Genomic DNA, 1,581 nt, shown 5'->3' on the forward strand with positions numbered 1-1,581 from the left:
TTATTTCACAGCATCAAAGCCGTTTTGAAGATCGGCAAGGATATCGTCGATATGCTCTGTGCCAATGGACAGGCGGATGGTGTTGGGCTGAATGCCCTGGTCGGCCAGCTCCTCCGCGGAGAGCTGGGAATGGGTGGTGGTGGCGGGGTGAATCACCAGGGATTTCACGTCGGCCACGTTGGCAAGCAGAGAGAAAATTTCCAGATGGTCGATGAAGGCGTGGGCCTCCTCCTGCCCGCCCTTAAGCTCGAAGGTAAAGATAGACGCGCCGCCGCCCGGGAAATACTTCTGATACAGCGCGTGATCCGGGTGGTCAGGCAGAGAGGGATGGTTCACGCGCTCCACCTGCGGGTGGTTCGCCAGGAACTCCACCACCTTCTTCGTGTTTTCCGCGTGTCGGTCCAGACGCAGAGAGAGGGTTTCCACGCCCTGAAGCAGCAAAAACGCATTGAAGGGGGAGATGGCGGCGCCGGTGTCTCGCAGGAGAATGGCCCGCACATAGGTGACAAACGCAGCGGGTCCTGCCGCGTCCACAAAGCTCACCCCGTGATAGCTGGGGTTTGCGTCGGCAATGGGGGCGAATTTCCCGGCGGCCTTCCAGTCAAACTTGCCGGAGTCAACAATGATGCCGCCCAGCGTGGTGCCGTGGCCGCCGATAAACTTGGTGGCGGAGTGGACCACGATATCGGCCCCGTACTCGATGGGGCGGATGAGATAGGGCGTGCCGAAGGTGTTGTCAATCACCAGGGGCAGGCTGTGCTTATGGGCAATTTCTGCAATGGCGCCGATGTCGGGAATGTCGGAATTGGGATTGCCCAGCGTCTCCAGGAAAACGGCCTTGGTGTTGGGCTGAATGGCATCTTCCAGCTCCTTGAGATCATGGGCGTCCACAAAGGTGGTGGTCACGCCGAACTGGGGCAGCGTATGGGCCAAAAGATTGTAGCTGCCGCCGTAGATGGTCTTCTGAGAGACGATGTGGTCCCCCGCCTGTGCCAGCGCCTCAATGGTGTAGGTGATGGCGGCTGCACCGGAAGCAGTCGCCAGTGCGGCCACGCCGCCCTCCAGCGCCGCAATGCGCTTTTCCAGCACGTCCTGGGTGGAGTTGGTCAGACGACCGTAAATGTTGCCGGGGTCCGCCAGACCGAACCGGGCGGCGGCGTGGGCGGAGTTGTGAAATACATAGCTGGTGGTCTGGTAAATGGGCACGGCCCGGGAATCGGTGGTGGGGTCCGCCTGCTCCTGACCCACGTGAAGCTGTAAGGTTTCAAATTTATAGTTACTCATGTCAATTCCTCTTTCATTTATGTAAAATTAAAATAAAAAAGCCGGGGCTGTCACGCAGCTCCCGGATAAGAGGTATGGCCTGTGTGGTGCGGCTTTGTCACCAAGGGCGCGAACAGGACATGCCGACGCGCCCGGCCATATCACTTGTCCGGGAGTACAGCATTCGCCCACAACGGAAATTGCCCCGCAGCAGTCTTTCAAACAGCGTCGTCATCTTGCTCACCCCTCCTTGCTTTAATTACCCATCTGCTCGATTGGTATGGTGGGTATTGTACCGCCCTGATTTTGATTTGTCAA

1 protein-coding gene is annotated in these 1,581 nt (G+C 58.3%); it reads right to left on the minus strand.

Annotated elements, in window-relative coordinates; all coding sequences use genetic code 11:
• Positions 1-1,284, minus strand: coding sequence for an O-acetylhomoserine aminocarboxypropyltransferase/cysteine synthase family protein (locus ABVS15_RS13535; RefSeq protein WP_369284208.1), 1,284 nt, complete (start codon positions 1,282-1,284; stop codon positions 1-3).
• Positions 1,285-1,581 lie beyond the last annotated feature (297 nt).

It is taken from the genome of Oscillibacter sp. GMB15532 (assembly GCF_041020825.1).
GTDB lineage: Bacteria > Bacillota > Clostridia > Oscillospirales > Oscillospiraceae > Oscillibacter.